At 62.0% G+C, this 5,092-nt stretch carries 4 protein-coding genes, 2 rRNA genes and 1 pseudogene; 3 read left to right on the top strand and 4 right to left on the bottom strand.

Going from position 1 to position 5,092, the window contains the following annotated elements; all coding sequences use genetic code 11:
• The 3 genes and pseudogenes from JOZ76_RS19845 to JOZ76_RS19835 form a co-directional block, all read left to right on the top strand.
• A pseudogene (locus JOZ76_RS19845) lies at nt 1-181 on the top strand (phytanoyl-CoA dioxygenase family protein); the annotation flags it as partial.
• Nucleotides 182-293: 112 nt separating this feature from the next.
• Nucleotides 294-1,595, top strand: a complete 1,302-nt coding sequence (locus JOZ76_RS19840; RefSeq protein WP_291701044.1) for an NAD(P)H-dependent oxidoreductase — start codon at nt 294-296, stop codon at nt 1,593-1,595.
• Between the two features lie 284 nt (nt 1,596-1,879).
• On the top strand, nt 1,880-2,968 hold the full coding sequence (locus JOZ76_RS19835) for a TRAP transporter substrate-binding protein (RefSeq protein ID WP_291701043.1): 1,089 nt from the start codon (nt 1,880-1,882) through the stop codon (nt 2,966-2,968).
• A 73-nt stretch (nt 2,969-3,041) separates the two neighbouring features.
• Here the strand turns inward: JOZ76_RS19835 and JOZ76_RS19830 are convergent, their stop codons facing one another.
• The 4 genes from JOZ76_RS19830 to JOZ76_RS19815 form a co-directional block, all read right to left on the bottom strand.
• Nucleotides 3,042-3,443: a RidA family protein gene (locus JOZ76_RS19830; RefSeq protein WP_291701042.1), complete on the bottom strand. Its 402-nt coding sequence runs from the start codon at nt 3,441-3,443 to the stop codon at nt 3,042-3,044.
• A gap of 243 nt (nt 3,444-3,686) precedes the next feature.
• Nucleotides 3,687-4,256 carry a hypothetical protein gene (locus tag JOZ76_RS19825; protein ID WP_291701041.1) on the bottom strand — a complete coding sequence of 190 codons (570 nt, stop codon included), beginning with the start codon at nt 4,254-4,256 and terminating at the stop codon, nt 3,687-3,689.
• 372 nt (nt 4,257-4,628) lie between these two features.
• Nucleotides 4,629-4,743: ribosomal RNA gene (gene rrf / locus JOZ76_RS19820) — 5S ribosomal RNA — on the bottom strand.
• A gap of 171 nt (nt 4,744-4,914) precedes the next feature.
• Nucleotides 4,915-5,092 (bottom strand): 23S ribosomal RNA (locus JOZ76_RS19815); the annotation flags it as partial.

The raw sequence follows: 5,092 nt of genomic DNA, 5'->3' as shown, positions 1-5,092 counted from the left end.
CGGCAACATCACGCCCTACCCGCGCAAGATCGTCTATCTGACGCTGAATGCGGTCTCGAACTATATCCGCACCCCCACGCGGCCGGACTACATCGCGCACCGCGATTTTACGCCGATCGAGACCGTCGACGACGACGCGCTGCTGCGTCTCGCGCGTGCCCATCGGCAGGCAGCGGAGTAATTTCTTTCACCGTCATTCCGGGGCGATGCGAAGCATCGAACCCGGAATCTCGAGATTCCGGGTTCGGTCCTGCGGACCGCCCCGGAATGACGATCTTGATCGGACGCTTCGCATGAACCTCTTTCACCTCCTCCAAGCCCGCCATGCCGCCGGCAAACCGGTTCGCGTCGCGCTGATCGGGGCCGGCAAATTCGGCTCGATGTTCTTGTCGCAGGTGCCGCACACACCGGGACTTGAAGTGCCGATCATCGTCGATCTCGATCCCGATCGCGCCAGGGACGCCTGCCGCACCGTCGGCTGGGATGCGGAGCGGATCGCGGCGACGGCATTCACCCGCGATGCCGCCAGGGCGACGCGCGGAGACATCGACGCCCTGGTCGAGGCGACCGGCAGTCCCGCGGCCGGCATCCGCCATGCCCGCGCGGCAATCGCAGCGGGCAAGCACATCGTGATGGTCAATGTCGAAGCCGACGTGCTGGCTGGACCGTTGCTATCAGAGGAAGCGCGCAAGGCAGGGGTGGTCTATTCGCTTGCCTATGGCGACCAGCCGGCGCTGACCGCGGAACTCGTGGACTGGGCGCGTGCGACCGGCTTTCACGTGGTCGCCGCCGGCAAGGGCACAAAATATCTGCCGGCCTATCACGACGTGACGCCGGACGGCGTCTGGCAGCACTATGGCCTCACCGCCGGCGAGGCGCAGTCGGCTGGCATGAATCCGCAGATGTTCAACTCGTTTCTCGACGGCACCAAATCGGCGATCGAGATGGCGGCGATTGCCAATGCCACCGGCCTCGACGTTCCCACGGGCGGGCTCGCATTTCCGCCATGCGGCGTCGACGACCTGCCGCATGTGCTGCGCCCGCGCGGACGCGGCGGCCTGCTGGAAAAGGCCGGCATGGTGGAGGTGGTGTCGTCGCTGGAGCGCGACGGCCGTCCGGTGTTCCGCGATCTGCGCTGGGGCGTCTATGTCGTGCTGGAAGCGCCAAACGAATATGCCGCCGATTGTTTCCGGCAATATGGCCTGAAGACCGATGCGAGCGGACGCTATGCGGCGATGTACAAGCCCTATCATCTGATTGGGCTCGAGCTCAATATCTCTGTCCTGTCTGCCGTGTTGCGCGGCGAGCCGACCGGCCAGCCGCTCTCTTTTCGAGGTGACGTCGCGGCCGTGGCGAAGCGCGATTTGCGCGCCGGTGAAGTGCTCGACGGTGAAGGCGGCTACACGGTATGGGGCAAGTTGATGCCGGCGCGGGCGAGCCTGAAGGTCGGCGCGCTGCCGATTGGGCTTGCGCATCGCGTGAAGCTCAACAAGGCCGTCGCGCACGGCGCCCTCGTGTGCTGGAGCGACGTCGAGATCGATGCCGATGACGAGACCATCAGGATACGCAAGGCGATGGAGGCCGCGTTTGCTTAAGGCGGCAATAAGACAATTCGCCGCAAGCCATTGGTTAACGCGGCGAGGGCACCACGCTCTCGCAACTGCGTAACGGCCGGCCGATGGCCTGAGTACGCAGTGTCCTTGATTTGGATGTCGCGTTTGGTCATGCTGCCGGTGCAACCGGATGATCCGGGCAACCAGGCACAATCAACGCAAACGTCGGCCGCCGACGAAGCAAGCAAAAACGACAGTCAAGATCGTTGTCCCTCGTCGCGCATTCGGCACGGCCTTTAAGGACGGCCTTTAAGGAGGGGAAGCGCATGAAACGTCGTGATTTTCTCAAAGTGAGCGGTGTCGCGCTGGCGAGTAGTGGCGTGGCCGCGCCCGCGATCGCGCAATCATCGCCCGATGTGAAATGGCGGCTCGCCGCGAGCTGGCCAAAGTCGCTCGACACGCTCTATGGCGGCTGCGAATATTTCTGCAAGCGCGTTGCCGAGATCACCGACAATCATTTCCAGATCCAGCCGTTCGCCTCAGGCGAAATCGTAGCTGGCCTGCAGGTGCTCGACGCGGTCTCCAACGGCACCGTCGAGATGGGCAACACCGCGCTGTATTATTACTGGGGCAAGAACCCCGCCTTCACCTTTGGCACGTCGCTGCCGTTCGGCCTCGATACGCGCCAGCACATCTCGTGGCTGCAATGGGGCGGCGGGCAGGACCTGCTCAACGACCTCCTCAAGGAATATGGCTGCATCGGCATTCCCACCGGCTCGACCGGCGCGCAGATGGGCGGCTGGTATCGCAAAGAGATCAAATCGATGGAGGATCTCAAGGGCCTGAAATTCCGCGTCGGCGGCTTTGCCGGCACCATCATCGCAAAAGTCGGCGGCGTGCCGCAGCAGCTTGCCGCGGGCGACATCTATCCGGCGCTGGAAAAAGGCACGATCGACGCCGCCGAGTGGGTCGGCCCCTATGACGACGAGAAGCTCGGCTTCGTCAAGGTCGCAAAATACTACTACTATCCGGGCTGGTGGGAAGGCACCGGCCAGGGCCATAACGTCGTCAACCTGGAGAAGTGGAATTCGCTGCCGAAACATTACCAGGCCGCTGTCGCCACCGCTTCCGCCGACACCTACACCTGGGTGACGGGCAAGTATGATTTCGTCAACGCGCCCGCGCTCAAGCGCCTCATCATCGCCGGCGCGATCCTAAAGCCGTTCCCGCAGGAAGTGCTGGAGGGCTGCTACCACGCCGCCAACGAGATCTATGCGGATCTTTCCAAGAGCAACGCGCATTTCGGCAAGATGTATGCGAGCCTGACCTCATACCGCACGGATTCGCTGGCCTGGATGCAGGTCGCCGAACTCTCGTTTGACAGTTTTATGATGCGGATGCGGACCCGGACCTGAGTCCGCCGCGACGCACATTTGATCCAGAGTCGAAGGCCCGGAGACAAGCCTCCGGGCCTTTCTGCTGAACGGCTCAGTCGGCGACGGCGACGGCCTCGATCTCGACGAGCCACTCCGGCAGCGCGAGCGCCGCAACGCCGACGAGAGTACTTGCCGGAGGTGTCCCGCCCGCAAAGAAGGGGCGGCGGGCGCCGCCGATGATGGTTCGGTGTTCAGCCTTGTAGTTCACCACATAGGTGGTGATCTTGACGATATCGGCAAAGCCCGCTCCTGCTGCCGCCAGCGCCAGACCGACATTGCGCATCGCCTGCGCCGTCTGGGCGGCGAGATCGTCGCCACCCACGAGCGCGCCGTGTGCGTCGATCGCGACCTGTCCGGCCGTGTAGATCGTACGCCGGCCCGAGGCGATGACGACCTGCGAGAAGCCTGGGTTGCTCAGAAGTCCCTCAGGATGGGGAGTCTCACGCATGCTCATCTGTCACGCTCCTTCAGCGCTGGTCATCGCGCGGAAGGGTACAGGATAAACTTGCGCGTGTCTGGCCCGGACGCGTGCGCGCACGGGAATCAAACGTCCCGGAGAATTTCTCCGGGGCGTTATTCGCAACATTTTTCTCCGTTCCGGACTTGTCCCCGGGCATCCACCGCCTTGCTTGCTGGCTCCAAGACGTGGATGGCCGGGACAAGCCCGGCCATGACCTTTTGATAGAATTACGCCCGCTCAGTTCATGTCCTCGCTGAGCGCGGCGGCGAGCTTGTCGTAATTCTTGACGACGAGATCGATGTTTCCCTTGTTCTGGATGTCCGGATCCTTGGCCTTCAGCGCCATGTTGAGATTGTCGAGCGCCTGCTTCTTCTCGGGCGCCGTCATCTTCTTGTCGGCCTCGACCTGGGCGATCTGCGCCTTGATGACGGCTTCCGAGCCGACATACTTCTTGGTGGCTGGATCGATGCCGTTCATGACCAGGCCGATGTTGTCGACCACGGTGTTGTATTCGTCATAGGACGCAAAGCCGTGCTTCTTGGCGACGCCATCGAGCTGACCCATGACCTTCGCGTCAGGCTGGGCGTTTTCCGGCAGCTTTTCGGTGATGGCATCCATCTCCTTCTGTGAGGCGAGCACGCCGTCGATCTGCTTGTCGGTCAGCGCGATCTGTTTCAACTCCGGCTGAGCAGGGGCCTGCGCCGCCTGGTCCTTGGCTTGCGCGAGGACTGGCTGCACAGACATGACCAGGGATGCAGCACCGGTGACGATCAGCGCGACTAGAGCGGGACGAATGAACGCTCGCATGGGAAGTCTCCTCGGGGGACTGTAAGGGGCGTTTGGAACCTACGGGCCAACTGCGTACGAATTTTGAACTGAACGGCTGCTGAACCAATCATTCAACGCGGCAGCGGGTCCGATGCAGAACCTCACTAGAAGTTTATCGCTCGCGCTGTCCTCGCCGTGCTGCGTGCGGCCAGCGTCGCTCCTCTCCACTTGATCAATGCACGCTGGTTGCGACGTGTGCTTGGCTCGCGTTGCCGGCGATCGTGTCGACGGGAGAAAGCCTTTTGGACAGTCAAAACGAAAAACGCCGCCACCCGGAAACCGGATGGCGGCGCTTCGTCTGATCGTGTCGCGATCAGGAAAACCGTAAAGAGGAATGTTTGTCCTTGGCAGGCCTGGCAGCGACCTACTCTCCCAGGGCTTGAGCCATAGTACCATTGGCGCTGAGGAGTTTAACGGCCGAGTTCGGGATGGGATCGGGTTCAGGCTCCTCGCTAGAACCACCAGGCCGGCGAAGGACAAGGAAAACGAAGCAAGCTCGAACGCTTCAGCGTTCGAGCGCAGTCCCCGGACTTGATCCGGGGACCCACGCTTGGAACGCCAAGCAAAGGTCTCTGTTCGATGCATTGCCGGGTCAAGCCCGGCAATGACAGTCGTGTCATGGACACTGACAATGAGAGCAATCAAGCCGATCGAACGATTAGTACCGGTAAGCTGCATGCATTACTGCACTTCCACACCCGGCCTATCAACGTGGTCGTCTTCCACGGTTCTCAAGGGAATGCTCGTTTTGAGGTGGGTTTCCCGCTTAGATGCTTTCAGCGGTTATCCCGTCCGTACATAGCTATGCAGCACTG

It is taken from the genome of Bradyrhizobium sp. (genome assembly GCF_019244115.1).
Classification (GTDB): domain Bacteria; phylum Pseudomonadota; class Alphaproteobacteria; order Rhizobiales; family Xanthobacteraceae; genus Bradyrhizobium.
This window is presented reverse-complemented; position numbering and strand designations above follow the sequence as displayed.

What these genes read in the sequence shown, in the direction of transcription:
- JOZ76_RS19840 (WP_291701044.1), top strand. Translation starts at nt 294, where the DNA reads ATGAACCTCTTTCACCTCCTCCAAGCCCGCCATGCCGCCGGCAAACCG.
- JOZ76_RS19835 (WP_291701043.1), top strand. Translation starts at nt 1,880, where the DNA reads ATGAAACGTCGTGATTTTCTCAAAGTGAGCGGTGTCGCGCTGGCGAGT.
- JOZ76_RS19830 (WP_291701042.1), bottom strand. Translation starts at nt 3,443, where the DNA reads ATGAGCATGCGTGAGACTCCCCATCCTGAGGGACTTCTGAGCAACCCA.
- JOZ76_RS19825 (WP_291701041.1), bottom strand. Translation starts at nt 4,256, where the DNA reads ATGCGAGCGTTCATTCGTCCCGCTCTAGTCGCGCTGATCGTCACCGGT.